This is a genomic window from Streptomyces sp. NPDC023573 (assembly GCF_055559735.1).
This window is the reverse complement of sequence record NZ_JBVHKB010000005.1, coordinates 192,231-217,887: the sequence shown is the minus strand read 5'-3', so window position 1 is coordinate 217,887 and position 25,657 is coordinate 192,231. Positions and strand designations below refer to the sequence as shown.

The following is a 25,657-nucleotide window of genomic DNA, read 5'->3' as shown; positions in this document are numbered from 1 at the left end:
TGAAGCGGGGCCTGTTACCGAAGCCGCCACTTCTGATTCGCGGCACCCGTGCAGGTCCAGATCTGGACGCGGGCGCCGTTCGCCGTGGACTGGCCGGTCACGTCCAGGCACTTGTCCGCCGCCGTGTTGACCACGTCCCCCGTGGACGCGTCGTACCTCCAGCGTTGGGCACCCGAGCCGTTGCAGGTGTACAGCTGGACCTTTGCTCCGTCGGCTGTGGAGCCCGAGGTGACGTCCAGGCAGGCGCCGAGCACCTTGATGCTCCCGTCGCCGCCGACCGTCCAGCGCTGGTTGGCCGCGCCGGTGCAGTCCCAGATCTGGACGGGGGTCCCGTCGGCACCCGTGTTGCCCGTGGCGTCCAGGCACCTGCCGCCGGCGCCCGTGAGGGCACCGCTGCTGCCGGAGGCGCCCGACTGGGTCCCCGACCAGGTGAAAGTGGCCGAGGTGCGTCCGGGCAGCGAGTAGGTGAACTTCTGCCCGCCCCAGTTGACGGTGACCTGCTGAGCCGACGCCGAACCGTTGTACGCGATCAGGGCCTTCGAGCCGTCCGGGTTGCGCCAGGCCACGTTGGGCACGGCGGAGCTGGCGGTGGAGGCGATGCGGGAGGCGCCGGGTCGGACGTACTTCGTGAGGTGGCCCATCGTGTAGTACTCGACCGTGTAGTCGACCTGCCCGTGCCTGCTGTCCCCGTTGTGCACCGTGACCAGCCCGTCGCATGTGCCGCAACCGCCGTTGTGCGGACCGCGGTTCTGGTCCACGGCCAGCGACCACTTGGTCACCGACTTCGCCCAGTTGCGTGTGTAGTCGATGATGTTCAGCATGTCCTCGCGCTGCTGGTCGGCGATCCACGTACCGCCCGAGTGCTCGGTCTGGAAGGCGTCCAGCCCGGGGTACTTGTCGTGCACCGCGGTCTGCTTCGCGATGTCACCGCCGTACCCGTGCCAGGCGATCCCGCCGAAGTTCGGGTGGCTGCGCACCGCCGCGTCGTCGACCGTCGGGGCGGCGTACGCGTCGTAGGTGTCCCAGTTCCAGTCGTGCGCCAGCACCTTGGTCGTGAGCCCGGCGCCCTGGAGCTTCGGCAGCAGCTCGCTCTTGGTGAAGTACGCGAGGCCCGAGCCGTTCCAGCTCATCGACGGATAGCCGGAGCAGCAGGTGGGCTCGTTCTGCGCGGTGACGTAGTCGACCGGGACGCCCTGGTCCTTCCACGCCTGGAGGTACTTCACGAAGTAGTCGGCGTACGTGCCGTAGTTCTCCGCCTTCAGCCAGCCGCCGTTGAGCTGCCCGCTGTCCTTCATCCACGCCGGGGCCGTCCACGGGGAGGCGACCGTCGTCAGGGCCGGGTTGAGCTGCTCGGCCTGCTTGGTGAGGGGCAGGACGTCCTGGAGATCGTGTGCGATCGAGAACTTCGTGAGGCCGGGGTCGGTCTGCCCGGCCGGCAGGTCGTCGTACGTGTAGCCGAACCGCGCCAGGTCCGAGCCGCCCATCGGATTGCGTACGAACGACAGCCCGATGCCCTCCGTGGGGGAGAAGAGCTTCTTCATCGTCTCGTCGCGGGTCGCCTGGCTCAGCGCGCCGCTGCCCTTCATCAGCCAGGCGGCGGTGTCCGTGAACGAGGCGCCGCCGCCGGTGAACGTCTGGTAGCGGGTGTTCTCGTCGACGGTGATGTTCGTGCCGGAGCCGCCGTTGCCGGCGCCGAAGGAGGTCGGCGTCTGCGCCTGGAGGCCCCGGGTGACATGCCGGCCGCCGGAGTCGTCCGTGGTGGTCAGCACGATGTTCACGGTCTCGCCCGCGGCCTGGGCGGTGCCGGAGGAGAGGCCGGCCAGTCCGGCGGTCGCGAGCGCCGTCGCGACGAGAACTCTCGCCGCTCTGCTTGTCCGAATCATGGGCTGCTGCCTTTCTCGGCAGGGGCGTGGGGAAGTGCCGTCGAACGAGCCGTGAGTGAACTGCTTTTACGTGTTCGCGTCAATAGGGTCATTCGTTCAACTAGTGAACAGAAGCTCTCCCGGACCTGCTTCGATCATCGGTACGGACCAATCTCGGTGTGAAGTATTGACGGCCCTGTTCCGGCGCGGTTAACTCCAGCCGCAACGCCGGTACCGGTTCCGGTACCGGTTACGGAACCGGTACCGAAGCCCGCGCCATCCCCTGTCCTGCCTTGTCCCTGGAGGCCCCGTTGCGTGTCACCATCGCCGATGTCGCCCGTGAGGCCGGCGTCAGCAAGACGACCGTCTCGCGGGTCATCAACCTCAAGGGCGAAGTGGACGGTTCGACCGCCGCCCGTGTCCGTGCGGTGATCGCGGACCTCGGCTACGTACCCAGCTCCGGCGCCGTCGGGCTGGCACGCGGACGCAGTCGTACGGTCGGGCTGCTGGTGCCCTCGTTCACCTGGCCCTGGATGGGCGAAGTGCTCCAGGGGATCGTGGACACGGTCGAGGCCGCCGACTACGGGCTCCTGCTCTTCACGTGCACCCGGGGTGCGCGGTCCGTCGAGCGCTTCACCACCCAGGTGTCGGCGCGCGCCTTCGACGGACTCGTCGTCGTCGAACCGGAGAACACGCTCGACCAGCTCACCGCGCTGCACCGCTCCGGTCTGCCGATCGTCCTGATCGACGACCGGGGCCACCATCCGGAATTCCCCTCCGTCGTGACCACCAATCACGAAGGAGGCGCGTCCGCCGCCCGCCATCTGCGGGACGGAGGGCGCACCAGACCCCTGGTCGTCACCGGCCCGCGCCACTTCGGCTGCGTCCGGGACCGGCTCGCGGGCTTCCGCTCGGTCCTGCCCACCGAGCTGGTCGTGGACGGGGACTTCACCGAGCGCCGTGGCCGTCTCGCCGTGGAGGAACTCCTGGCGGCCGGCACGGAGTTCGACTCCGTCTTCGCCCACAACGACGTCTCCGCGGCCGGGGTCCTGCGTGCCCTGAGGGCAGCCGGCCGCCGCGTTCCCGACGACATCGCGGTGGTCGGCTTCGACGACATCCCGATGGCCGAACACACCGAACCACCGCTGACCACCGTGCATCAGCCCACGCGGCAGATGGGCGAGGCGGCGGCGAGCCTGCTGCTCTCCCACCTCGGCGGCACCGCCGTACCGGACGGACCGGTCGTGCTGCCCACCGAACTGGTCGTGCGCCACTCGGCGCCGTAACGGACCCGGCCCCGCCGGTCACCCGTCCGCATCCCCGAACCAGCCGCACCCGCACCCCGCGCGTCCAGCGTTCCCACCACCGCCGGATCTCCCAGACCCGCAGTCCTCCTGGAGTCGCCATGTCCGTACGCCGTCGTCACACCCTGAGAGCGCTCTCAGCCGCCATTGCCGTGGTCGCGCTCGCCGCCGGCTGCTCGTCCGCCAACTCGGGTGCCAACAAGGGAGGCGGCGCCGGCGCGACCGGTGTCCTGACCCTCGGCAAGCCGGACGGACCGCAGACGAACAACAGCAACCCGTTCCTCGCGACGTCGGCGGGCGCCACCCTCGGCTACCGCTTCATGATCTACGAGCCGCTGGCGATGACGAACCAGATCCGCCCCACCGACAAGGCGGACCCGTGGCTGGCAACGGCCTGGGACTGGGAGGCCAACTTCACCAAGGTCACCTTCACCCTGGACGACCGGGCCAAGTGGGCCGACGGCAAGCCGCTGACCGCCGAGGACGTCGCCTTCACCTTCGAGCTGCTCAAGAAGCACCCGGCACTCAACGGCAACGGCATCCCGTACGACGGCGTCACCGTCGAGGGCAAGAAGGTCGTCCTGACCTTCAAGGAATCCCAGTTCGTCAACCAGAACAAGATCATCACGACGTTCGTCGTGCCCAAGCACGTCTGGGAGAAGGTGGAGAACCCGGAGACCTGGCCCAACCGCACCCCGGTCGGCTCCGGCCCGTACAAGCTGAAGAACTTCACCCCGCAGACCACCACCCTGACCGCCACGCCCGCCTACTGGAAGGGCGAGACCAAGGTCAAGGAGCTGCGCTACAGCACGTACAACGACAACAGCGCCGCGACCACGGCCCTGGCCAACGGTAAGCTCGAATGGTCGTTCGTCTTCATGCCGAACTACAAGCAGTTGTACGTCGCCAAGGACCCGAAGAACCACAAGCTCTGGTTCCCCTCCGGGCTCGGCATCCACGGCCTGTGGTTCAACACCGCCCGCAAGCCGTTCGACAACCCGGCCCTGCGCAAGGCGATGGCCATGGTCATCGACCGCAAGGCCATCCACGTACAGGCCCAGGCGACGCTCTACCCGGAGATCAGCAACCCGACCGGCATCCCGCTGCCCGCCGGCGAGCCCTTCCTCGCCCCCGAGTACAAGAGCGCCACCACGAAGCCCGACGTGGACGGCGCCAAGGCGCTCCTCATGGACGCCGGGTTCAAGCTCAGCGGCGGTGTCCTCAAGGACCCGAGCGGGAAGCCGGTGGAGCTGACCTTCACCGACCCGGCCGGCTGGAACGACTACATCACCGGTCTCTCGATCATCAAGGACAACATCAAGCAGATCGGCATCGAGGCCAAGGTCAAGACGCAGACCGCCGAGGCCTGGGGCAACGACGTCGCCACCGGCAACTTCGACGCCACCCTGCACTGGACCAACAGCGGCGCCACGCCGTACGACATGTACCAGAACATCATGGACGGGGCGATCCTCCAGCCCGTCGGCAAGAGCTCCCAGCTGGGCAACTTCGGCCGCTTCAAGAGCCCCGAGGCCACCGCGGCCCTGAAGGAGTACGCCAACGCCACCGAGGACGCCACGCGCACCAAGGCCATGAACGCCCTGCAGAAGATCATGGTCGAGCAGGCGCCGGTCATCCCGACGGCCGCGGCCCCCATCGGTGCCGAGTACTCCACGAAGAACTGGGTGGGCTGGCCGACCGAGGAAGACCCGTACGCAGCCCCGCAGCACACCCAGCCCGACGCGCTGGAAGTCGTGCTGAACCTCAAGCCCGCCAAGTAACCACGGGGAACCGGCCATGACCACCGAACCGTCCGCAGACGTGCGCACCGCGACCGACGTGGTGCTCGAAGCACGCGGAGTCACCAAGCACTTCCCCGTACGGCGCACCGCCGGCGACCTCGTCGCCCGCAGGCGCCGCACCGTCCACGCCGTCGACGACGTCTCGCTGAAGCTCCGGCGCGGCACCGTCACGGCCCTGGTGGGGGAGTCGGGCTCCGGAAAGTCCACCGTCGCACGGCTGCTCGCCCAGCTGTATCCGCTCACCGCGGGCGAGATCCAGCTGGGCGGCACGACGGTGAAGGCCGGGCGTGGCCGGTCCTTCCGCAGATACGTCAAGCAGGTCCAGCTGATCTTCCAGGACCCGTTCGCCTCGCTCAACCCGGTGCACACCGTGCGCTACCACCTGACCCGAGCCCTGAAGATCCACGGCCGGGCCGGGAGCGGGGACGCGGAGCTGGAGACGAACCTGACGGCCCTGCTGGAACGCGTCCAGCTGACTCCTCCTCATCAGTTCCTGGACAAGTTCCCGCACGAGCTGTCCGGAGGGCAGCGCCAGCGCGTCGCGATAGCGCGCGCGCTCGGCGCCGACCCTCAGGTGCTGCTCGCCGACGAACCGGTCTCGATGCTCGACGTGTCGATCCGGCTCGGCGTCCTCAACCTGCTGCGCGACCTCAAGGAGCGGCTGCACCTCGCCATCCTCTACATCACCCACGACATCGCGTCCGCCCGCTACTTCGCCGACACCACCCTGGTGATGTACGCCGGCCGGATCGTGGAGGGCGGCGACAGCGAGACCGTCACCCAGCACCCCGCACACCCTTACACCCAGCTGCTGATCGCCTCCGCGCCCGACCCCGACCGGGTGGCGGACGAGGAGGCCCAGGAGGAGACCGGGAGCGGTGAGCCGCCCTCCCTGATCGCCCCGCCCGACGGCTGCCGCTTCCACCCCCGCTGCCCGAAGGCCATGGAGCGCTGCCGCACCGAACTGCCGCCCCGCTTCGACCTGGCGGACGGCCAGTGGGCCGCCTGCTGGCTGTACGACGGCACGACCGCCGAGGGAGCAGCGAAGTGAAGTACATCCTCCAGCGGATCGCCTTCTACGCGGTCACCGCGTGGGCCGCCATCACCATCAACTTCCTGATCCCGCGCCTGATGCCGGGCGACCCCGTCGAGGCTCTGATGAGCCGCTACCAGGGGCAGCTCGACACCAGCGCCATCGCCTCCTTGAAGGCACTGTTCGGACTAGACGAGAACGCGTCCATCTGGTCGCAGTACACCGACTACTGGTCGCACCTGCTCGACGGCGACCTCGGACTGTCCTTCACCTTCTTCCCGACGCCGGTCGGCGAGGTGATCTCCCAGTCGCTGCCCTGGACGCTCGCCCTGGTCGGCATCACCACCCTGATCAGCTTCCTGCTGGGCACCGGCATCGGCGTCTACAGCGGCTGGCGGCGGGGCTCCTGGCTGGACGGGCTGCTGCCCGTGACCACCTTCATCTCGGCCATCCCGTACTTCTGGCTCGGCCTGATCGCCATCGCGCTGTTCGCGGTGAAGTGGCAGATCTTTCCGGCCGCCGGAGGGTACGACAACTCCCTCATCCCGGCCTTCGACTGGCCGTTCGTGTCCAGCGCGCTCTACCACGGGGTGCTCCCCGGCGTGACGATCGTGCTCAGCGCCATCGCCGGCTGGATCCTCGGGATGCGCAACATGATGGTGACCGTCTCCTCCGAGGACTACGTCATGGTGGCGCAGGCCAAGGGGCTGTCCGAGCGGCGCGTGATGTTCTCCTACGCCGCGCGCAACGCCGTCCTTCCCAACATCTCCGGCTTCGCCCTCTCGCTGGGCTTCATCGTCGGCGGCACCCTGCTGGTCGAGATGGTCTTCTCCTACCCGGGCATCGGCTACCAGCTGTTCCAGGCCGTCGGAGCCAAGGACTACCCGCTGATGCAGGGCGTCTTCCTGATCATCACGCTCTCCGTCCTCGCGGCGAACCTGCTGGCCGACATGGCCTACGCCCTCCTCGACCCGCGCACCCGCAAGGAGGCATGAGGATCATGTCCGTCACCACCACCACCGACGTAGTCGTCACCGACGCCGCCCCCGCCGCCTCCCGCGCCAGGTTCCGCTTCCTGCGCGGCGGGAAGACCCGCGCAGGGCTGCTGATCCTCGCCTTCTTCGTCGTCCTCGCCGTGGCGGGTCCCTGGCTGGCCCCGTACGACCCGGACGCGATGAGCGACCAGTTGCTGCAACCGCCGTCAGCCGACCACTGGTTCGGCACGACGCAGACCGGGCAGGACGTCCTCTCACAGATCCTCGTCGGCACCCGCGGCGTGCTGCTCGTCGGATTCCTCGCCGGCATCCTGGCGACCGTGCTGTCCGTGCTCATCGGCGTCAGCGCGGGTTTCCTCGGCGGCGCCGCCGACGAGATCCTCTCGATGCTCTCCAACATCTTCCTCGTCATCCCCGGCCTGCCGCTGATCATCATCATCGCGAGCTTCGTCGAGGACACCGGGGACATGCTCATCGCCTCCGTCATCGCCCTCACCTCCTGGGCCTGGGGCGCGCGCGTCCTGCGCGCCCAGACCCTGTCGCTGCGGCGCCGCGACTACGTGGAGGCGGCGCGGGCCACCGGCGAGTCCACCTGGCGGATCATCCTCTTCGAGGTCATGCCGAACCTCACGGCCGTCATCGCGTCCGGGTTCGTCGGCACCGTCATCTTCGCCGTTCTCTCGGAGATCACGCTCGCCTTCATCGGCGTCGCCGACATCTCCCACTGGAACTGGGGCACCGTGCTCTTCTGGGCCCAGTCCAACCAGGCCCTGGCCCAGGGCGCGTGGTGGTGGTTCGTCCCCGCCGGGCTGTGCATCGCCCTGCTGGGCACCGCCCTCTCGCTCATCAACTTCGGCATCGACGAGTTCGTCAACCCGCGCCTGCGCACCGCGACGGGCTCCTCCCGGAAGGTCCGCATGCGCGTCGGCTTCACCCCCGTGGCCCGGACGTCCGCGCCCGAGGGGACCGCGCCCGGCTTCACCCCGGTGGCCCGCACCGCCGAGCCCGCCGCTCCCGGGCCGTCCGCCGCACCCGAGTCGCCCGGTACGCCTGAGTCGCCCGGAACGCCCAGCAAGGAGCACAGCGCATGACCGCCGAGCCGATCCTCACCATCAGCGGCCTGAACGTCGACTACGGCACCGGCGCGAACGGCGTCCGCGCCCTGCGGGACATCGATCTCACCCTGCACCGAGGTGAAGTCCTCGGCCTGGCAGGCGAGTCCGGCTCGGGCAAGTCCACCCTCGCCTACGCCGTCACCCGGCTGCTCTCCCCGCCCGGGGTGATCACCGGCGGCGACGTCCACTACCACCGGCCGGGCGGCGGCGAGCCCGTCGACCTCCTCTCCCTCACCCCGGACGAGCTGCGCGCCTTCCGCTGGCAGGAGCTGTCGATCGTGTTCCAGGGGGCGATGAACTCGCTGAACCCCGTGCACACCGTCCACAGCCAGCTCACCGACGTACTCACCGCGCACCGCCCCGGCATGCGGGCCGCCGAGCGGACCGCGCGGGCCGAGGAGCTGCTGAACCTCGTCGGCATCTCCGCCGACCGGCTCGCCGCCTATCCGCACCAGCTCTCCGGCGGCATGCGCCAGCGCGTGATGATCGCGATGGCGCTCGCGCTGGAACCCGAGATCGTCATCATGGACGAGCCCACCACCGCGCTCGACGTGGTGATGCAACGGCAGATCCTGCGCAAGCTGGTGGAGTTGCGGGAGCGCCTCTCCTTCTCCGTCGTGTTCATCACCCACGACATCTCCCTGCTGATCGAGTTCTCCGACCGCATCGCGATCATGTACGGCGGCCGGATCGTGGAGCAGGCCGGCGCGGCCGAGATCTACCGCGACCCCCGCCACCCCTACAGCGACGGCCTGCTGCACTCCTTCCCCGCGCTGCACGGCCCCCGCCGCGAGCTCACCGGCATCCCGGGATCGCCCCCGCACCTCTCCGCGATGCCCGCCGGCTGCGCCTTCCACCCCCGCTGCGGCAAGGCCTTCGAGCCGTGCGCCGTGCGGGTGCCGGCGCTCGCCCCGCCGGACGCCGGCCAGGACCGCGAGGTCGCCTGCTGGCTGCACCACTGACCGACCGCACCACGCCCACCACCCAGAGCAGAACCGGAGTCCGAAGACCCATGAATCCCGTCACGCCCCGCAGCAGCCTGCAGCCCGCCGCCGTCCAGGGACTCCCTGCCGACTTCCGCTGGGGCGTGGCCACCTCCTCGTACCAGATCGAGGGTGCGGCCTCGGAGGACGGCCGCACCCCGTCCATCTGGGACACCTTCTGCCGTGTGCCGGGCGCCGTGCACAACGCGGAGCACGGCGACGTGGCCTGCGACCACTACCACCGGATGCCCGAGGACGTCGAACTGATCGCGGGCCTCGGGGTCGACACGTACCGCTTCTCGCTGGCCTGGCCGCGCATCCAGCCGGGCGGCCGCGGCCCCGCCAACGCCAAGGGCCTCGACTTCTACAAGCGGCTGGCCGACGAGCTCCGGGGGCGGGGCGTCACGCCCTGGATCACCCTCTACCACTGGGACCTGCCGCAGGAGCTGGAGGACGCCGGCGGCTGGCCGGCCCGTGACACGGCCCTGCGCTTCGCGGAGTACGCCATGCTCGCGTACGAGGCCCTCGGCGACCGGGTCGAGCACTGGACGACCCTGAACGAGCCCTGGTGCTCGGCGATGCTCGGATACGCCTACGGGGCCCACGCCCCCGGCCGCACCGACATGGGCGACGCCATGAGCGCCGTCCACCACCTGCTGCTCGGCCACGGGCTCGCCGCCCGGCAGATGCGCGAGGCGGCGGGCGGCAACCCGCTGGAGCTCGGCATCACCCTCAACCTCGGCACCGCCACCCCGGAGACCGACAGCGACGCCGACCGGGAGGCCTGCCGCCGCGCCGACGGCATGGGGACCCGCCTCTACCTCGACCCGATCGTCCACGGCGCCTACCCGCAGGACGTCGTCGACGACCTCGCGGCCCAGGGCATCGAGCTGCCCGTCCAGGACGGCGACCTGGCAGCCATCGCGACCCCCCTCGACGTCCTCGGCGTCAACTTCTACCGCGGCGCCCTGTTCTCCGGAGTGACCGAGGACGGGTCGCCGACCGACGCCGACGGCCTCCCCGTCGTCCGCGGCGTGGAGCGCGACCTGCCCCGCACCGCCATGGACTGGGAGATCACCCCCACCGAGCTCACCGACCTGCTCCTGCGGCTCCACCGCGACTACGCGCTGCCGACCGTCATCACCGAGAACGGGGCGGCCTTCGACGACACCGTCGCCGCCGACGGCTCCGTGCCCGACACCGACCGCACCGCCTATCTCGCCGACCACATCGCCGCCGTGACCGAGGCCCGTGCGCAGGGCGCCGACGTCCGGGGATATTTCGCCTGGTCGCTGATGGACAACTTCGAGTGGGCCTACGGCTACGACAAGCGGTTCGGCATCGTCCGCGTCGACTACGACACACAGCTGCGGACGCTCAAGGACAGCGCCAAGTGGTACCGCGACACGATCCGCCTCACCCGGAACGCCCGCACCGACTGTCCCGCACCGACTGACCCGCACCGACTGACCCGCACCGACTGACCCGCACCGACTGACCCGCACCGACTGACCCGTGCCTTCCCGTGCACGCACCTCCGACACACGGAAGAGAGCCGCACATGCCCCGTCCACCGCACGCCCGCGCCCGCCACCGGGCGAGACCGGCCACGGCCGCGCTCGCCGCGGCCACCGTCCTCGCGTCACTGCTCGCCGGGGCCGTCCCCTCAGCGGCGGCCGACGCGGAGGACCCCGCGCCCGTCCTCGTCGACCGCTTCGAGGGCGAGGTCCCGCTCGGCAACCCGCCCGCCGACTCCCTCTTCACCTGGGGCGGTGACACCGACGACCACCCCGCCCTCGCGTTCGAGGAGCGCGCCGACGCGCCCGAGGGCTCCAAGGTCCTCCAGGGCACCTACGACATCAGCGCCTACGGCGGACTCAGCCACGAGTTCGCCGTGGACCAGCCCCCCGAGGACTGGACCGCCCACAAGGGAATCCGCTTCTGGTGGTACGGCCAGAACACCGCGCCCCTGCCGCCCGGTTCCGGCAAGCGGATCAACTTCGAGATCAAGGACGGCGGAGCCAACGGCGGCGCCTCGGAGCTGTGGACCACCTCCTTCACCGACGACTGGGAGGGGTGGCACCAGGTCGAGATCCCCTTCGCGGACTTCGTCTACCGGGCCGACTACCAGCCCGTCGGCGGCATCGATCAGGTCCTCGGCCTGAACGAGATGTGGGGATACGCCCTCACCCTTCCGACCGGCGCCCCCGGCTCCTTCGCCATGGACGCCGTGGAGCTGTACGGCAAGGCCGACCCGGCCCTGAAGTCGAGCGTCGTCGTCGACTCCGCCGTGCACCCGGTCGAGGAGGGTGCGACCGCGGACATCAAGATCTCCGTCGCCACGACCGGTTCCCTCCCCACCGAGGAACCCGTCACGGTCGCCTACACGACCAAGGGCGGCAGCGCCGGGTCCGGCAAGGACTACACACCCGTCACCGGCACGCACACCTTCCCGGCGGGCACCGCCTCCGGCACCACCCACACCGTCTCCGTGGCCACCACCCACGACGAGGGCGCCGAGTCGGCCGAGACGATCCCGCTCGAACTCACCGTCACCGGGGCCAAGGCGCCCAAGGAGAACCCCCAGGTCGTCATCGACGCCCACGGGCTGCCGTACCAGAACGCGAAGCTTCCGGTGAAGAAGCGCGTCGCCGACCTGCTGTCGCGGATGTCCCCGGCCGAGAAGGCCGGCCAGATGACCCAGGCCGAGCGCAACGCACTGAGGGCGCCGGGCGACATCGCCTCGTACGACCTCGGGTCGCTGCTCTCCGGCGGAGGCTCCGTACCCACCCCGAACACGCCCGAGGCCTGGGCGAAGATGACCGACGCCTACCAGCTGCGCGCGCAGGCCACCCGCTTCCAGATCCCGCTGATCTACGGCGTGGACGCGGTGCACGGCCACAACAACGTGATCGGCTCGACGATCATGCCGCACAACATCGGCATCGGCGCGGGCCGCGACCCGAAGCTCGCGGAGAAGACCGGAGCCGTCACCGCGAACGAGGTCCGCGCCACCGGTGTCCCGTGGGACTTCGCCCCCTGCGTCTGCGTCACCCGCGACGAGCGCTGGGGCCGTTCCTACGAGGCGTACGGCGAGGACCCGGCGCTGGTCGAGGCCATGGAGACGGTCATCACCGGCATGCAGGGCAGCCCGTCGGGGAAGGACCTCGACCGCAACGACAAGGTGCTGGCGAGCGCCAAGCACTTCGTCGGTGACGGCGGCACGGAGTTCGGCTCCTCCGCCACCGGGTCGTACACCATCGACCAGGGCATCACGAAGGTCACGCGCCAGGAGCTCGAAGCCGTCCACCTCGCGCCGTTCGCCGAGTCCGTGAAGCGGGGCGTCGGCACGGTCATGCCCTCTTACTCCTCGCTCGACGTCCTCGGCGACGACACCGGCCCGGTGAAGATGCACGCCAACGCCGAGATGATCAACGGCGTGCTGAAGGACCGGATGGGCTTCGAGGGCTTCGTCATCAGCGACTGGCAGGCCATCGACCAGATCCCGGGTGACTACGCGAGCGACGTGCGCACCTCGGTCAACGCGGGCCTGGACATGATCATGGTCCCGACGGCGTACCAGGACTTCACCAGGACACTCCAGGACGAGACCACCGCCGGCCGGATCAGCCAGGCCAGGATCGACGACGCGGTGTCCCGGATCCTCACCCAGAAGTTCCGCCTCGGCCTCTTCGAGAAGCCGTACGCCGACACCTCCAACCTCGACGAGGTCGGATCGGCGGCACACCGCGCGGTCGCCCGCGAGGCGGCCGCCAAGTCCCAGGTGCTCCTGAAGAACGACGGAGCGGTACTGCCGCTCAAGACGTCGCAGAAGGTCTACGTCGCCGGATCCAACGCCGACGATCTCGGCAACCAGGCCGGAGGCTGGACCATCAGCTGGCAGGGGGCCTCGGGCGCCACCACCACAGGCACGACGATCCTGGAAGGCATCGAGAAGAACACCTCCTCGGCCACCTTCTCCCAGGACGCCTCCGCCCCGACCGAGGGATACGACGTCGGAGTCGTGGTGGTCGGCGAGAAGCCCTACGCCGAAGGCATCGGGGACGTCGGCAACGGCCACGACCTGGAGCTCACCGACGCCGACAAGGAGGCCGTCGACACGGTCTGTGCCGCCATGAAGTGCGCGGTCCTCATCGTCTCGGGCCGCCCCCAGCTCATCGGCGACCGGCTCGGCGGCATCGACGCCCTGGTCGCGTCCTGGCTGCCGGGCACCGAGGGCGACGGAGTGGCCGACGTCCTCTACGGCAAGCGGGCCTTCACCGGGCAGCTCCCGGTGACCTGGCCGAAGTCCGAGTCGCAACTGCCGGTCAACGTCGGCGACACGGAGTACGACCCGCAGTTCCCTTACGGCTGGGGACTGACCACCCTGCGCAAGGCCCCCCAGGGCGGTGAGGCCACCCTCGCCGGCCTCGCCGTCGCAGCGGGGCTCGCCGAGCGGGCGGGCCTCGGGAAGACCGCGGTGGGCAAGGAGATCGTGGACCGGGCGAGACTCCTGGTCCAGCGGAAGACCGGCGGAGAGCTGACCGCGGCGGTGTCCAAGCCGTTCGCCGAGGCCGATCACCTGCTGCTCACCGGAGACCTCACCGGGGCGGTGTCGAAGCTGCGCGCGGCGTACCGCGCCGTGTAACAGCATGGAAGCGACCCGGGCGGGCGACGCATCTTTCGCCCGTTCGGGTTACTTTCGGAGTATGCGGAAGAGGCTGTTCGCTCCCCTGTGGGCCTGCCTGCTGCTGATTGTTTCGGCGGCCGTGCTGGCGATGATCCCCGCTGCCCAGGCCGCCGCCCCCTCGACGATCGACGACGTCGCCACCGCCTTGCGGGAGGACCCCGTCTACGTCGAGCCGGCGGCGACCGGCCAGCTCTCGGCGTCCCAGGAGGCCGCCCTGGAGAAGAAGATCGAGGACGCCGACAAGCCGGTCTTCGTGGCCGTGCTGCCCGCGACGTCCGAGTACCCGCCCGAGAACCTCCTGCAGAACCTGCGCACCGACACCGGAGTCACCGGCGTCTACGCGGTCCGCCTCGGTGACGGCTTCGACGCGGGCGCCGACCCGCAGGTGATGCCGGTCCGGGCCGTCGACAACCTCACCACAGCCGTGGAGGCACCCGGCACGGACACCGACGCCGCGACCCAGCTCAACGCCTTCGTCGACCGTGCCGTCGACGAGGCCAGGGGCAGCGCCCCGGCCTCCTGGTCCGGCGGCGACGGCGCGGAGGACGGCACTCCGGTGGCCGGTCTGATCGTCCTCGGAGGCGTGGTCCTGGTGGGCGGAGGCACCGCGCTCGCGGTCGTCCGCCGCAACAGGAAGCGCAAGGAGGAGGAAGAGCGGGCCGCCCTGGAGAAGCTCCGTGTCGTCGTGGACGAGGACATCACGGCGTACGGCGAGACCCTGGACCGGCTGGACTTCCACCCCGCCGAGAAGGGCGCGAACGACGCGATGCGCGTCGACTACGAACGCGCGCTCGACTCGTACGAGGACGCGAAGTCCCGCATGGGCAACGCCCGGCACCCCTCCGACGTACGAGGGGTGACCCAGGCCCTGGAGGACGGCCGTTTCTCGCTCGCCGTCCTGGAGGCCCGCCGCAAGGGCCGCGCGCTCCCGGCCCGCCGCCCGCCCTGCTTCTTCGACCCGCGCCACGGCCCGTCGGTCGCGGACGTCCTGTGGACGCCGTCCGGCGGAGCGGCCCGCGAGGTCCCGGTCTGCGGCGCCGACGAGGTGCGGCTGCGCGACGGCGAGGACCCCATGAGCCGCACGGTCGACGTCGGTGACGGCCGCCGGCGCCCCTACTGGGAGGCGGGCCCGGCCTACGGCCCCTGGGCCGGCGGCTACTTCGGCGGCGGCCTGCTCCCGGGCCTGCTGGTCGGCACCATGCTCGGCTCGATGCTCTCCACCCCGGCGTACGCGGCCGAGTACGGCGGCGGTGACTTCGGTGGAGGCGGCGGGGGCGGTGACTGGGGCGGGGGTGACGTCTCCGGCTCCGACTTCGACTCGTCCGGCTTCGGCGGTGGCGGCTTCGGTGACGGCGGGGGTTTCGGAGGCGGCGGAGGCTTCGACGGCGGCGGGTTCTAGGCCCCGGGCACTTCGGCCTGCCCCACCGCGCCCTCCCACGTCTCCGGAGCCCACATGCCCGAGCGCTTGAGAGACGCCGGGCAGTGCAGATATATCTCGTCGATCTCCACGACCAGGGCGAGGTCCGGGCGCCGGCCCTTCACCGTCATCGCGTCGAAGAAGGGGGCGTCCGTGAGGACGCGGGCGCGGCCGTTGATCCGCAGGACGGTCATCACGCCGGGTATCAGGTAGAGCAGGCCGACGTGCGGGTTGGTCAGGATGTTCTGGAAGCTGTCGCCCCGGCGGTTGCCCGGCAGGTCGGGCAGGGCGAGCGTCCGCGCGTCCAGGACCCGGGTGAAGCCCGGTGCGCCGCCGCGCGGGGAGGTGTCGCAGTTGCCGTCGGCGTCGGACGTCGAGACGGCGCAGAACGGCGCGCGGGCCAGGAGGTCCAGGTCGTCCTCGGTGAGCTCGTCGTGGACCTTGTCGATGACCAGCGGCCACGGGGCGCCGAGAATCTCCCGCAGTTGCTCGGCCGATTCGAGGAAGACCGCCCCGGCCAGGGGGTCACCGCCGGGGGAGGGGGCGTCGGTGGTGGCGGCCACGGGCGCGGTGTTCGACAAGGGATTCTCCGTACCTCGCGGGGGCACAGCAGCGGATCGCTGACCTGGCACTGTGAGGACAACCTTACGTAGGGGCGGGCCACTGCCCACCGCCTGGTGGCGCGAGGCCCGAACGGGTGACAGGCTTGATCAGATGAACCGTGACCGGGTGGAGAAGCAGCTGCTGGACGGCTTGACCGTGGACACCAGCCGGCCCGAGCAGCCGATCCTGCTCGACGAGGCGGGCCGGCCGATCAGGACCTGGCGCGAGAACTACCCGTACGACCGCAAGATCCGCCGTAACGAGTACGAGCGGATCAAGCGCATCCTGCAGATAGAGATGCTCAAGCTCCAGCGATGGACCAAGGACACCGGGGCGCGGGTGGTCGTGGTCTGCGAGGGGCGGGACGCGGCGGGCAAGGGCGGCACCATCCAGCGGTTCACCGAGCGCCTCAACCCGCGTGGCGCGCGCATCGTGGCCCTGGACAAGCCCACGGACCGCGAGCGCGGCCAGTGGTACTTCCAGCGTTACGTGGCCCATCTGCCGGCACCCGGCGAGCTCGTCTTCTTCGACCGCTCCTGGTACAACCGGGCCGGAGTCGAACGCGTCATGGGCTTCTGCACCCCGCACGAGTACGAGCTCTTCCTCAGGCAGTGCCCGGACTTCGAGAAGATGCTCGTCGACGACGGCGTCATCGTGGTCAAGTTCTGGTTCTCGGTCTCCCGCGCCGAGCAGCGCACACGCTTCGCCATCCGCCAGGTCGACCCCGTCCGCCAGTGGAAGCTGTCGCCCACGGACATCGACTCCCTGGACCGCTGGGACGACTACACCACGGCGAAGGTCGACATGTTCCGCGCCACCGACACCGAGCACGCGCCCTGGACCGTCGTGAAGAGCAACGACAAGCGCCGGGCCCGCCTCGAAGCGATGCGCAGCCTGCTCGCCCGCATCGACTACACGGCCAAGAGCGACGAGGCCGTCGGCAAGCCGGACCCTCTCGTCGTGGGCTCTGCCGCCACCCTGCTGGAACCGGGCGAGGAGGACACCGCCCTCTCGCCCACCCCCCTCGCCCCGCACGCCGAAGGGCCGGGCGAACACCCCTGACCGTGCTCAGCCGCGCGTGGCGGTGACGTCACCGTTGACGGTGGCCAGCGCCATGTCGTGCCCGCCGCGCTCCGCGGTGGAGGGGAAGGCCACCGAGGCCCGGCCGTTCCGCGTCGTCGCGTCGACGGCGTACGGGGGTGCGTCGTGCGGCAGCGACACCCGTACCGACCCGTTGGTCGTGGCGGCGTCGAGACGGGACGGCGATGTGGTGCTGCCGAGCGTCACGTCACCGTTGACGGTCTCCGCGTGCAGGCGCGCCGCACTCAGGGTCCCGGCGCGCACGGAGCCGTTGCGGGTGGCCAGCCGGACGGTGGCGTCACCATGGCCGGACCGGGCGAGCGTCACGTCCCCGTTGACGGTGGTCAGGTCCAGTGCCGCAGCCACGCCCACCACGTCGATGCCCGCGTTCCTGGCGGTGACCGTGACCGGGACGCCGGCGGGGACGCCGACGGTGGGCATGCGGGGGCACTGCCCGTCCTCGTGATCCCCCCGCTCCTCGTGCCCCCCGTGCCCGGGACAGGACAGATCAAGGACCCAGGCGCCCTCACGGTGGGACCAACGGCTGTCGATCCGGGCCTCGGTGACCGCCCGGTCGTCCTCGGCCGGCCGCAGACGCACGCCGTTGTCGGTCGTGATCACCAGCTGCGATCCCCGGCCCAGGACGGGCGGCGCTCCGTCGAGCCGCGCGCCGGGGTCCCCGCCGCACGCGGCCAGGAGGGGAACGGCCGCCAGCAGCGCGGCCCAGCGCGATCGGTGCGTGAAAGCGGTGATGTCCATGCCTGCCCGTGTTCCCCGCACCGCTCGTCCCATGGCTGGAGACGGCCGCGGCTCAGCGGGACAGCACCTCGATGAGCTGGTACGGGACCAGGAAGAACCCGAGGACCAGCAGTGACGTGCCGCCGAAGGCCACGCCGATCGTCCTGAGCACCCAGGTCCGCAGAGGGAGAACGGCCTTGACCCGTCCGGCGTGCCGGGGGTCGTACACGATGGCGACCTGCCGGGGCGAGACGCTGACGGGCTCCGCGGTGGTGTCGGGCTCGCAGAACCGCTTCACGCCCTCCGCGTCGACGAAGCTGTATCTCTGCTTCTTGCCCTGGTTGCCGTCGGACGTCGCCAGCACCGAGATGCCACGACGGCTCAGGAGCCACCGGTCGTACAGGTTCTTGGCCGACAGGCCGTACAGGATCAGGCCGAAGGCGAGAGGCTTCAGACCGAGGAGCCAGAACACCACCCCGAAGATGTCCCCGTGCGCGATCAGGACGACCAGGCCCGCCACGTAGAGGGCCACGGGCGACAGCGCGGCGGCGATCAGCAGCCAGTCGCGGGCCGTTCTCCTGTCCCTTGCCGCGGACTTGGGAAGCACGACGACCTGTGCCGCGCCGTCCTCGCGAGGTGCGCCCGCGTCCCGGACGGGCAGCGCCCGGCTCACCGCGTCCACGAAGGCCGTGGCGGACGCCCGGTTGCGGCAGCCCACCCGGTAGACCGTGCCCGACGCTCCGGCGGGGGCGGTCAGGGAGACCTGGACCCCGGGCCCGCGCCGGCTTTCGAGGCGGACCTCCTCGACGGCCTCCAGCGGTATGCGTCTTCGGACACCGCCCTGCTCCAGGAGGATCGACCGCTTCTCCAGCGAGAAGGAGCCGGCACGGCTGCGTACGGTCAGTGAGGGCAGGGCGGGGGCATCGGGTGTGGTGGCCATGGCGGGACTTTAGCCACCATGACGGTGCAGGGGCCGCCGATTCCCATATGACCGTACGAGTTCGTCTGCCAGACTTGCCGAGTGATCGTCAGACTCGCGCGGGAACAGGACCTGGCCGGCTTCATCGCCCTCGCGGCCCAGGTCGAGGAGTGGTTCGGGCCGATGGTGGAGGAGCCCGGCTTCCACCGTGCGGTGGAGGAACACATCCGCCGGTCCGAGGCGCTCGTCGCCGTCTCGCCGGATGCGGAGGTCGTCGGAGGCCTGCTGTTCGGCGCGGAGGCGCCGGTCCATCATGTGCACTGGCTCGTCGTGGCCGAGAAGGCGCGCGGAACCGGTGCCGGTCGGGCGCTGATGGCGGACGCGTTCCACCGATACGTGCGCGGTCCGGGCACCGTCGAGGTGGTCACCTTCGGGGCCGGCCACCCGGGTGCCGTGGACAGCGGGGCGCGCGTCTTCTACGAACGCCTCGGCTTCACACCGGCCGAGGCCGCCGCCCCCGGCCCGGAAGGCGGTTCCCGGCAGGTCTACCGCCGGGCCGTCGCCTGAGCACCGCGACCACGAGTCCGACCCCGGACCTCACCGGCCGGGCTCTCCCCTGGCTCCGCGAGCGCGTAGCCGTCCTGCGCGGCGGAGGCGCCCCGATGTGCGACAGTTGCGGCGTAAGACGGATCGTCTTACGCTCGGGCCGTGGCTGACACCGTGACCATCCGCACCGACTCCGAGACCGAACGCGCCCTTGAGGTCCTCACATCGGACGGCGACTCCCGGTCGGTGGCCATACGGCAGGCGGTCCTGGAAGCAGCCCGGCGCAAGGAGCGCGCAGCCGCGATGCGGCGGGCTGCGCTGCGTATGCCGCTGGGGGAGCCCGACGGCGTCGATGTGGGGGCCGAGATCTCTCGTGACCGCGAAGGCGAGAGCCGGTGATCTACTTGGACTCGGCCGCCGTCGTGAAGCTTGTTCATGCCGAATCTGAGTCACACGCGCTGCGGTCCTGGCTCGATGAGCGGGTGGACACCGCCTGGACGAGTTCTGCCCTGACCGAGATCGAAACGGTCCGGGCGCTGGCTTGCCACGCACCCGCAGCGGTTGTCCGGCTGCACTCGGTGCTCGACCTGATCGACATGGTTGAGATCGACGCCGGCGTAAGAATCCTGGCGCAGACGGTGAGGCCGGCGACCGTGCGCAGCCTTGACGCCATCCACCTGGCGACGGCCCTTCGCGCACGGCCCCGGCTCACCGCGTTCCTCACGTACGACAAGCGGCTCGCCGACGCCGCGCGCGAGGCCGGACTGCCGGTGGAGGCGCCTGCCTGAGGGCATGCGCCGGAGTGGCGGGGGCGCCGCCCCCGCCACTGGTCAGCTGGTGGGGAAGCTGTCCGGGGTGCTGATGCGGCTCTTGAGCAGCGCACCGGAATCGGTCAGCACGCCGCTGCTGCTGTAGTCACCGCCGCCGCAGGTGCCGGGCCGGAGCGCCGCGCTGCTCTCGGGGGCGTCGGAGTAGGTCCAGTTCGCGTAGCTGATCTTCAGCTGATCGAGCAGGTCCAGCCAGGCCGTGGTGCTCGCCCGGTCCATCGCCCCGCCGCCCGTGGCGCTCACCGTACCGAACTCGGTGACGAACAGGGGGAGTCGCGAGGCGGCGCGGCTCAGAGTGGAGCGGTAGGAGTCCTTGTGGCTCGCGGCGTAGAAGTGGAACGCGTACATGATGTTGGACGCGTTGACGGGGTTGTTGACGACCTCGCTCTCGTTGGAGCCGTCCGAGACCCCGAGCGAGGACCAGCCGCGGGTGCCGACGATGACGACCGCGTCCGGGTCGGCCGCCCGGACCACCGGGATGACCTGCTCGGCGTAGCTCTTGATGCCCGCCCAGCTCACGCCGTTGGGCTCGTTGGTGATCTCGTAGATCACGTTCTTCTTGTCCGCGTTGCGGGCGGCGACGGACGCGAAGAAGGTCTTCGCGCGGTCGAGGTTGTGGTTCGGGTCACCCGGCGTCAGTGTGTGGAAATCGATCAGGGCGTACATGCCCCGGGCCTCGGCCATGTCGACGAGCTCGTTCACGCGGGCCGTGAAGCCCGCCGGGTCGGTCTCGTAACCGTCCTCCTGCACGTACATGGAGACGCGCAGCAGGTCCGACTTCCAGTCGTTCGCCAGCGCGTCGAGCGACGCGGCGTTGTAGCAGGCGTCGAACCACTGGATGCCGTGCGTGCTCATGCCCCGCAGCTGGACGGGGCGGTCGTACTGGTTGCACAGGTTCACGCCGCAGACGTGGAGCGGCCCGTTGATGTCCACGGGGGTGCCGTCCGGCTGGGTGGGCGGGGGCTCCTCCTCAAGGGCGCCCGTGCAGGCCACGCCGTTGAGCGTGAACGCCGTGGGCTTCGGGTTGGCGCCCGTGAAGGTGCCCGAGAATCCCAGGTCGGCCGTCGCCCCGGTGGCCAGCGTGCGGTTCCAGTCCACAGCGACGGCGGTGACCGCGGAGCCGGACTGCGACCAGGTGGCGTTCCAGCCCTGGGCGACCCTCTGGCCGGCGTCCGGCAGGGCGAATCCGAGCGTCCAGCCGTTGGCCGGGGCCCCCAGGTTGGTGACCTTCACTCCGGCCTGGAAGCCGCCCTGCCACTGGCTGGCGACGGTGTACTCGACCTTGCAGCCGGTGGCGGCAGCCGCCTCCTGGGGGTTGAGTGCTGCCGTGAGGCCCAGGACTGTCGCGCAGGTCGCCAGTAAGGCGAGTAGGCGTTTCATAGCGTTCCTCCTCGTGCGAAGCGGAAACAGTGGGGGGTGGGAGCGCTCCCAAGGTCCATCGGGCCGAGACCGTACACGGTGTGGGGATGCGCGTACAGACATCCGACCGGCTTCGGTGAGGAGCGGTACGGGAGGCGACGGCCAAGCCGTGGTGGCGAGCTGGGAAGACGTGGCGGTCAGGCCCAGGACGATGTGCCGTGCACGGTGTCGGCCGACTGCACGGGGCACCCCATGAGTTCCACGGCCGCGAGCACGGCACGGCGGGCCGCCGCGCTGTCGGCGGGCGGGAAGGCGACCCGGAGCTGATGGCCGTAGGCCGACTCGTACGTCATCAGCCAGCCGGTGGTCTCCACGGCGAAGTGGTCCTGCCGCTGGCCGTCGTGCTCGTAGCCGCCACGGTCCGACGTGGGCGCGAGCGCGTCGCGCAGGATCCGCAGACGCTCGGTGTACGGAAGGGCGCCTTCGCCCAGCCGGACGTACACGTGGTCGCGCTTGACGGCGGGGTCGAACCAGGGGGCGAGCTCCGGAGCGTGATGCAGAAGACCGGGGGTGATGCTGCGGCTCGTCAGGCCGTCGAGGAACGCGCCGGCGCCGCAGTCGAACCGCTCGTAGTCGTCGTCCCGTGACCAGATGACCACGGGCCAGGACTCGGGAGGCCCTTCGGTCAGCCAGCAGACGTGCGCCGCGCTCTCCGTCCCCGCCCAGGCGAGCAGCCCACCGGGCTCCGGGAAGAGCGGGTGGGGGTAGTCCTCGGGGTAGAGGTCGCGCAGCGGACCGAAGTCGTCCAGGAGGTCCGCCGTGAGCGGGCGCGGGTTGGCGTCACCGAACGGGGTACGGAGGTGCAGCGCGCCCCAGAAGTCCCCGCGTCCGTACGTCGCGACCAGCTGCTTGTAGTCCTCCGGCAGCGGGGTGCCCAGGGCCCTCTCCGCCTCGGCCCAGTCGCCCCGGCCGTCGACCACCACGGCGGGCGGCTTCACGCGCTCGGCGATGCGGGCCAGGTGGTCGGACACGCGCGCCCTCAGACGGCGGAGGTGACGAACGCGGCCCAGGCGGCCGGGGGCACGGTCAGGATCGGGCCGTCAGCGATCTTCGAGTCGCGGATGTGGACGGCGGATGGGTGGGCGGCGACCTCGACGCAGTTGCCGCCCTCGCTGCCGCTGTAGCTGGACTTGTGCCAGTCGTAGGCGACTTCGAGGCAGGCGCCGCCCTGGTCGCTGCTGTGGCTGGACTTGAACCACGAGAGATCCGTGCCGTGTGCTGCGCGAGTCATGACTCTCCAAGCAGGTCGTCCAGTAGGCGCGCGCTGTTCTCGACGGAAAGCGCCTGCGAACGCAGCATCCCATATTTCTGCTGGAGGACACTGACGTCGTCCGGATCATCATGGAGCACGCTGGTCAGCTGGGCCTCCACGTAGGCCAGATGGTCATGATCCGGCGTCTCCAGCAGGACCATCGGGCCCGCCAGACCTGCATGCTTGGGGAGCTTCGCAGGCATGATCTGCAACCCAAGGAAGGGGAGTTCCATGCACCGCCGCAGATGCTGGATCTGCTCCCGCCGCATGGAGGCGTCTCCGATCTCGCTGCGCAGGATGCCCTCCTCCAGGATGAAGTGGACCATCGGCCGTGGTCTGCGATCGAGGAGCTTCTGCCGCTCGAGCCGGGCCGTCACCCACTCCTCCCGCTGTTCCTCTTCGAGGGGCGGAAAGAGGCACGAGAACACGAAGCGCGCGTACTTTTCGGTCTGGAGCAGCCCGGGCACGACTTGCGTCTCGTACCACAGCAGCGTCACCGCCTCCTGCTCGTACTCCACGAAGTCCTGCACGAACGCCGGGAACCGCTCCTTCTGTGGCACCTTCGCCACCGCGACCGCCAACGCCCCCTTCGTGTCCAGCAGTTCGTCCAGCAGCACCGCGAAATCCGCCTGGAGCGGCCGGCGGCCCTGTTCGATGGAGGCGATCGTGTCCTCGCCCACGCAGCACCGGTCGGCCAGCGACGCCTGCGTGTACCCGGCCGCGCGGCGGAAGGCGGCGACCTGCGCGCCGATCACATGCCAGGACGTGACCCGCTTGCTCTTCTTCTTTGCCGAGTGCATGAGGTGCCTCTCCCCGTACGCGAGCCCCGCCGGACCCGTCAGTGCTCGTACAAACACGGCGTACGACCTGACGCGGTGCCCCACAGTAGTGACGTTCTGTGACAGTCGTCCCGTGAACGAGACAACGCAACTCGCCTCCTTCCGTGAGGCGTTCTACCGCCGTGAGCGCAGGTCGGTGCCGCTCGTGCGCCAGTTCGTCCGGGAGACTCTGGTCGACTGGGCGTGCGAGGCGGACCTCGACGACGTACTCCTCTGCGTGAGCGAGCTGGCGACCAACGCGCTGGTCCACGGCGTCCCGCCCGGGAGGGGCTTCCGGGTCCAGCTCACCTGGGGGAGCGTGCTCCGGATCGAGGTGCACGACAGTGGTGAGGGCCGGGTCCGGGAAGCGGTGGACCCCGGGCTCCTCGCCGAGTACGGGCGGGGGCTCGCACTCGTCGGGGCGCTCGCCGATGCGTGGGGGGTGGGGGAGCGGGACCCTGGGAAGACCGTCTGGTGCGAGTTTGCCGGTACGGCAAACAGGTTTGTCGAATCGCCGCCGTGCGCGCACCATCGTCCGTAACAGGAGGTGATCCGCATGAGTGAGACGAACCAGCGGTACGACGTAGTGGTGATCGGCGGTGGCGCCGCCGGGCTGAGCGGGGCCCTCGCCCTGTCCAGGGCGCGGCGTTCCGTGCTTGTGATCGACGCGGGCAGCCCGCGTAACGCCCCCGCGTCCCACGCGCACAACTACCTGGGCCGGGAGGGAGTCCCGCCCCTGGAGCTGCTGGCCATCGGCCGGGCCGAGGCGGCGGACTACGGGGCGGAGATCGTCCAGGGCAACGTCGTCTCGGCGGAGAAGCTGTCCGACGGCTTCCGCGTCGTGCGGGAGGACGGCAGCGCTGTCCACGCCCGTCGTCTGCTCGTGACCACCGGGATCGTCGACGAGCTGCCGGCCGTGGAGGGCCTGGCCGAGCGCTGGGGCAGCGAGGTGCTGCACTGCCCGTACTGCCACGGGTGGGAGGTGCGGGACAGGCCGGTCGGCATCCTGGCGAGCAGCCCCATGGCCGTGCACCACGCACTGCTCTGGCGGCAGTGGACCGACGACGTGACGCTGTTCCGGCACGAGCAGCCCGACTTCAGCGACGAGGAGTACGAGCAGTTCGCCGCACGGGGCATCTCGGTGGTGGACGGCGAGGTGGCCGCGGTGGAGGTGGCCGACGGCCGGCTCACCGGGGTGCGGCTGGCCGGAGGCACGGTGATCCCGCGCGAGGCGCTCGTGGTCCAGCCACGCTTCACCGCGCGGTCGGCGGTCCTGGAGAGCCTCGGGCTGGTGCCGACCGAGATGACGATGGGTGACCAGGTCATCGGCACGTACATCGCGGCCGACCCGGCCGGGGCGACCGACGTGCCCGGGGTCTGGGTGGCCGGCAACGTCGCCAACCTCATGGAGCAGGTCGTCGGTGCGGCGGCAGCCGGGCTGAAGGCGGCCTCGATGATCAACATGGACCTCGTCACCGAGGACACCCGCCGCGCGGTCGGCGCCCGCCGCGCACCCTTCTCGGCCGAGGCCGAGCGCCAGGTCACCGAGCGTGTGCTCGGCGACCGCCGTCACGGACTTCAGGAGACCTCACGATGACCACCGACAGCAGCCGTACCGACGCCGAGATGTGGGACGACCGGTACCGCGAGAGCGACCGGATCTGGAGCGGGAACCCCAACGCAGCCCTGGTCCGTGAGGTGGAGGGCCTCACGCCGGGGCGGGCCCTCGACCTCGGGTGCGGCGAGGGCGCGGACGCGGTCTGGCTCGCCCGGTGGGGCTGGCGGGTCACCGCCACGGACATCTCGCGGGTCGCCCTGGAGCGGGCGGCGGTCCACGCGGCCGAGGCCGATGTCGCCGACCGGATCGACTGGCAGTGGCACGACCTGGGCGCCTCGTTCCCCGAGGGGGAGTACGACCTGGTCTCCGCCCAGTTCCTGCACTCGATGGGCGACCTGCCCCGCGAGGAGATCCTGCGCAGGGCGGCGAGGGCGGTCGCTCCGGGGGGCGTGCTCCTGATCGTCGGGCACGCCGGCTTCCCCTCCTGGGAGCACGACCACCCGGACATGGAGCTGCCGACGACGGACGAGGTTCTCGCCTCGCTCGAACTGCCGGACGGGGAGTGGGAGGTGCTCCTCAGCGAGGAGCACGAGCGGATCCAGAACGACCCCGAGGGCAACCCCACCACCCGCACGGACAACGCGCTGAAGGTGCGCCGCAACGCGGGCCGCTGACGCCGAGCGCCCGCCGTCCTCC

At 70.5% G+C, this 25,657-nt stretch carries 24 protein-coding genes; 16 read left to right on the top strand and 8 right to left on the bottom strand.

Annotated elements, in window-relative coordinates; genetic code table 11:
• Positions 1 to 14: 14 nt before the first annotated feature.
• Complete coding sequence (locus ACZ32T_RS18050) at positions 15 to 1,883, bottom strand: lectin (protein ID WP_467367736.1); 1,869 nt, start codon at positions 1,881 to 1,883, stop codon at positions 15 to 17.
• Between the two features lie 290 nt (positions 1,884 to 2,173).
• Here ACZ32T_RS18050 and ACZ32T_RS18045 point away from each other — a divergent pair, with 290 nt between their 5' ends.
• The 9 genes from ACZ32T_RS18045 (at position 2,174) to ACZ32T_RS18005 (ending at position 15,183) form a co-directional block, all read left to right on the top strand.
• Positions 2,174 to 3,148: a LacI family DNA-binding transcriptional regulator gene (locus ACZ32T_RS18045; RefSeq protein WP_467367734.1), complete on the top strand. Its 975-nt coding sequence runs from the start codon at positions 2,174 to 2,176 to the stop codon at positions 3,146 to 3,148.
• A 119-nt stretch (positions 3,149 to 3,267) separates the two neighbouring features.
• Positions 3,268 to 4,947, top strand: coding sequence for an ABC transporter substrate-binding protein (locus ACZ32T_RS18040; protein ID WP_467265779.1), 1,680 nt, complete (start codon positions 3,268 to 3,270; stop codon positions 4,945 to 4,947).
• Positions 4,948 to 4,963: 16 nt separating this feature from the next.
• Entirely contained in the window at positions 4,964 to 6,019 is a 1,056-nt protein-coding gene (locus ACZ32T_RS18035) for an ABC transporter ATP-binding protein (RefSeq protein ID WP_467265777.1), read from the top strand.
• On the top strand, positions 6,016 to 6,996 hold the full coding sequence (locus tag ACZ32T_RS18030) for an ABC transporter permease (protein ID WP_467265775.1): 981 nt from the start codon (positions 6,016 to 6,018) through the stop codon (positions 6,994 to 6,996). The genes ACZ32T_RS18035 and ACZ32T_RS18030 overlap by 4 nt, the downstream gene beginning before the upstream one ends.
• Positions 6,997 to 7,001: 5 nt before the next feature.
• The gene (locus ACZ32T_RS18025; protein ID WP_467367732.1) at positions 7,002 to 8,087 is read left to right on the top strand and encodes an ABC transporter permease; all 1,086 of its coding nucleotides are present in this window, start codon (positions 7,002 to 7,004) and stop codon (positions 8,085 to 8,087) included.
• On the top strand, positions 8,084 to 9,073 hold the full coding sequence (locus tag ACZ32T_RS18020; RefSeq protein ID WP_467265771.1) for an ABC transporter ATP-binding protein: 990 nt from the start codon (positions 8,084 to 8,086) through the stop codon (positions 9,071 to 9,073). The genes ACZ32T_RS18025 and ACZ32T_RS18020 overlap by 4 nt, the downstream gene beginning before the upstream one ends.
• A 50-nt stretch (positions 9,074 to 9,123) precedes the next feature.
• Positions 9,124 to 10,578, top strand: coding sequence for a GH1 family beta-glucosidase (locus ACZ32T_RS18015; protein ID WP_467367730.1), 1,455 nt, complete (start codon positions 9,124 to 9,126; stop codon positions 10,576 to 10,578).
• 77 nt (positions 10,579 to 10,655) lie between these two features.
• Positions 10,656 to 13,742, top strand: a complete 3,087-nt coding sequence (locus tag ACZ32T_RS18010) for a glycoside hydrolase family 3 N-terminal domain-containing protein (protein WP_467367728.1) — start codon at positions 10,656 to 10,658, stop codon at positions 13,740 to 13,742.
• A 61-nt stretch (positions 13,743 to 13,803) separates the two neighbouring features.
• The gene (locus tag ACZ32T_RS18005; protein ID WP_467367727.1) at positions 13,804 to 15,183 is read left to right on the top strand and encodes a hypothetical protein; all 1,380 of its coding nucleotides are present in this window, start codon (positions 13,804 to 13,806) and stop codon (positions 15,181 to 15,183) included.
• On the opposite strand, the gene ACZ32T_RS18000 is transcribed toward ACZ32T_RS18005, so the two are convergent.
• Complete coding sequence (locus ACZ32T_RS18000; RefSeq protein WP_467367725.1) at positions 15,180 to 15,782, bottom strand: MSMEG_1061 family FMN-dependent PPOX-type flavoprotein; 603 nt, start codon at positions 15,780 to 15,782, stop codon at positions 15,180 to 15,182. The two genes, ACZ32T_RS18005 and ACZ32T_RS18000, sit on opposite strands and share 4 nt — an antisense overlap.
• A gap of 133 nt (positions 15,783 to 15,915) precedes the next feature.
• Here ACZ32T_RS18000 and ppk2 point away from each other — a divergent pair, with 133 nt between their 5' ends.
• Positions 15,916 to 16,866 carry a polyphosphate kinase 2 gene (ppk2, locus tag ACZ32T_RS17995; protein WP_467265761.1) on the top strand — a complete coding sequence of 317 codons (951 nt, stop codon included), beginning with the start codon at positions 15,916 to 15,918 and terminating at the stop codon, positions 16,864 to 16,866.
• A gap of 6 nt (positions 16,867 to 16,872) precedes the next feature.
• Here ppk2 and ACZ32T_RS17990 read toward each other — a convergent pair whose 3' ends face one another.
• A complete protein-coding gene (locus ACZ32T_RS17990; RefSeq protein WP_467367723.1) occupies positions 16,873 to 17,643 on the bottom strand; it encodes a DUF4097 family beta strand repeat-containing protein in 771 nt (256 codons plus the stop codon).
• 52 nt (positions 17,644 to 17,695) lie between these two features.
• Positions 17,696 to 18,562, bottom strand: coding sequence for a hypothetical protein (locus tag ACZ32T_RS17985; protein WP_467367721.1), 867 nt, complete (start codon positions 18,560 to 18,562; stop codon positions 17,696 to 17,698).
• 81 nt (positions 18,563 to 18,643) lie between these two features.
• Between ACZ32T_RS17985 and ACZ32T_RS17980 the strand changes: the two genes are divergently transcribed.
• From ACZ32T_RS17980 to ACZ32T_RS17970, 3 genes are all read left to right on the top strand, one after another.
• Positions 18,644 to 19,108 carry a GNAT family N-acetyltransferase gene (locus ACZ32T_RS17980; protein WP_467265756.1) on the top strand — a complete coding sequence of 155 codons (465 nt, stop codon included), beginning with the start codon at positions 18,644 to 18,646 and terminating at the stop codon, positions 19,106 to 19,108.
• A 141-nt stretch (positions 19,109 to 19,249) separates the two neighbouring features.
• Complete coding sequence (locus ACZ32T_RS17975; RefSeq protein ID WP_467265754.1) at positions 19,250 to 19,486, top strand: hypothetical protein; 237 nt, start codon at positions 19,250 to 19,252, stop codon at positions 19,484 to 19,486.
• Positions 19,483 to 19,875 (top strand): type II toxin-antitoxin system VapC family toxin, encoded by a 393-nt coding sequence (locus ACZ32T_RS17970; RefSeq protein ID WP_467367719.1) that lies wholly within the window; start codon positions 19,483 to 19,485, stop codon positions 19,873 to 19,875. The genes ACZ32T_RS17975 and ACZ32T_RS17970 overlap by 4 nt, the downstream gene beginning before the upstream one ends.
• 42 nt (positions 19,876 to 19,917) lie before the next feature.
• On the opposite strand, the gene ACZ32T_RS17965 is transcribed toward ACZ32T_RS17970, so the two are convergent.
• The 4 genes from ACZ32T_RS17965 to ACZ32T_RS17950 form a co-directional block, all read right to left on the bottom strand.
• A complete protein-coding gene (locus ACZ32T_RS17965) occupies positions 19,918 to 21,294 on the bottom strand; it encodes a cellulase family glycosylhydrolase (RefSeq protein WP_467265750.1) in 1,377 nt (458 codons plus the stop codon).
• Positions 21,295 to 21,470: 176 nt separating this feature from the next.
• Entirely contained in the window at positions 21,471 to 22,304 is an 834-nt protein-coding gene (locus ACZ32T_RS17960; protein WP_467265748.1) for an SMI1/KNR4 family protein, read from the bottom strand.
• Between the two features lie 8 nt (positions 22,305 to 22,312).
• Positions 22,313 to 22,564, bottom strand: coding sequence for a DUF397 domain-containing protein (locus ACZ32T_RS17955; RefSeq protein WP_467367717.1), 252 nt, complete (start codon positions 22,562 to 22,564; stop codon positions 22,313 to 22,315).
• Positions 22,561 to 23,340, bottom strand: a complete 780-nt coding sequence (locus ACZ32T_RS17950) for a helix-turn-helix domain-containing protein (RefSeq protein ID WP_467367715.1) — start codon at positions 23,338 to 23,340, stop codon at positions 22,561 to 22,563. The genes ACZ32T_RS17955 and ACZ32T_RS17950 overlap by 4 nt, the downstream gene beginning before the upstream one ends.
• 157 nt (positions 23,341 to 23,497) lie before the next feature.
• Here ACZ32T_RS17950 and ACZ32T_RS17945 point away from each other — a divergent pair, with 157 nt between their 5' ends.
• The 3 genes from ACZ32T_RS17945 to ACZ32T_RS17935 are packed head-to-tail and all read left to right on the top strand — an operon-like array spanning position 23,498 to position 25,635.
• On the top strand, positions 23,498 to 23,944 hold the full coding sequence (locus tag ACZ32T_RS17945; protein ID WP_467265743.1) for an ATP-binding protein: 447 nt from the start codon (positions 23,498 to 23,500) through the stop codon (positions 23,942 to 23,944).
• A gap of 15 nt (positions 23,945 to 23,959) precedes the next feature.
• Complete coding sequence (locus ACZ32T_RS17940; RefSeq protein WP_467367713.1) at positions 23,960 to 25,000, top strand: NAD(P)/FAD-dependent oxidoreductase; 1,041 nt, start codon at positions 23,960 to 23,962, stop codon at positions 24,998 to 25,000.
• Positions 24,997 to 25,635 carry an SAM-dependent methyltransferase gene (locus tag ACZ32T_RS17935; protein WP_467265740.1) on the top strand — a complete coding sequence of 213 codons (639 nt, stop codon included), beginning with the start codon at positions 24,997 to 24,999 and terminating at the stop codon, positions 25,633 to 25,635. The genes ACZ32T_RS17940 and ACZ32T_RS17935 overlap by 4 nt, the downstream gene beginning before the upstream one ends.
• Positions 25,636 to 25,657 lie beyond the last annotated feature (22 nt).

Excerpts from the sequence above, each read along its gene's own strand:
- ACZ32T_RS18050 (WP_467367736.1), bottom strand. The coding sequence starts at position 1,883 with ATGATTCGGACAAGCAGAGCGGCGAGAGTTCTCGTCGCGACGGCGCTC.
- ACZ32T_RS18040 (WP_467265779.1), top strand. The coding sequence starts at position 3,268 with ATGTCCGTACGCCGTCGTCACACCCTGAGAGCGCTCTCAGCCGCCATT.
- ACZ32T_RS18035 (WP_467265777.1), top strand. The coding sequence starts at position 4,964 with ATGACCACCGAACCGTCCGCAGACGTGCGCACCGCGACCGACGTGGTG.
- ACZ32T_RS18025 (WP_467367732.1), top strand. The coding sequence starts at position 7,002 with ATGTCCGTCACCACCACCACCGACGTAGTCGTCACCGACGCCGCCCCC.
- ACZ32T_RS18020 (WP_467265771.1), top strand. The coding sequence starts at position 8,084 with ATGACCGCCGAGCCGATCCTCACCATCAGCGGCCTGAACGTCGACTAC.
- ACZ32T_RS18015 (WP_467367730.1), top strand. The coding sequence starts at position 9,124 with ATGAATCCCGTCACGCCCCGCAGCAGCCTGCAGCCCGCCGCCGTCCAG.
- ACZ32T_RS18010 (WP_467367728.1), top strand. The coding sequence starts at position 10,656 with ATGCCCCGTCCACCGCACGCCCGCGCCCGCCACCGGGCGAGACCGGCC.
- ACZ32T_RS18005 (WP_467367727.1), top strand. The coding sequence starts at position 13,804 with ATGCGGAAGAGGCTGTTCGCTCCCCTGTGGGCCTGCCTGCTGCTGATT.
- ppk2 (WP_467265761.1), top strand. The coding sequence starts at position 15,916 with ATGAACCGTGACCGGGTGGAGAAGCAGCTGCTGGACGGCTTGACCGTG.
- ACZ32T_RS17990 (WP_467367723.1), bottom strand. The coding sequence starts at position 17,643 with ATGGACATCACCGCTTTCACGCACCGATCGCGCTGGGCCGCGCTGCTG.
- ACZ32T_RS17985 (WP_467367721.1), bottom strand. The coding sequence starts at position 18,562 with ATGGCCACCACACCCGATGCCCCCGCCCTGCCCTCACTGACCGTACGC.
- ACZ32T_RS17965 (WP_467265750.1), bottom strand. The coding sequence starts at position 21,294 with ATGAAACGCCTACTCGCCTTACTGGCGACCTGCGCGACAGTCCTGGGC.
- ACZ32T_RS17955 (WP_467367717.1), bottom strand. The coding sequence starts at position 22,564 with ATGACTCGCGCAGCACACGGCACGGATCTCTCGTGGTTCAAGTCCAGC.
- ACZ32T_RS17940 (WP_467367713.1), top strand. The coding sequence starts at position 23,960 with ATGAGTGAGACGAACCAGCGGTACGACGTAGTGGTGATCGGCGGTGGC.
- ACZ32T_RS17935 (WP_467265740.1), top strand. The coding sequence starts at position 24,997 with ATGACCACCGACAGCAGCCGTACCGACGCCGAGATGTGGGACGACCGG.